This window comes from Dawidia cretensis (assembly GCF_018598175.1).
Lineage (GTDB): Bacteria > Bacteroidota > Bacteroidia > Cytophagales > Cyclobacteriaceae > Ohtaekwangia > Ohtaekwangia cretensis.
Genome location: NZ_JAHESE010000254.1, coordinates 1 through 240, shown reverse-complemented (window position 1 = coordinate 240; position 240 = coordinate 1). Strand labels below are relative to the sequence as shown.

1 protein-coding gene is annotated in these 240 nt (G+C 55.8%); it reads left to right on the top strand.

Translation table 11 applies throughout. The annotated features are described in order from the left end of the window. Positions 1–240: chemotaxis protein CheW (locus KK062_RS30545; protein WP_254088153.1), on the top strand; the 240-nt coding region annotated here is incomplete at both ends.

The following is a 240-nucleotide window of genomic DNA, read 5'->3' as shown; positions in this document are numbered from 1 at the left end:
ATGTATGACGAACGACGCCATCACGGAATCCTGCATATCTTTTACGATCGGTCACGACTTATTCGCGGCGGGTGAGCGCTATATCCACGACGTCCTGGAGGTGGGTACGATTACGGCCATGCCGCATGCACCCGCTTTTATACGCGGTGTGATGAACCTGCGCGGTGCAGCGTTGCCGATAGTCGACAGCGGCATTATGTTTGGCTTGCCCGTCACCATGGTGACAGACGACACGAGCAT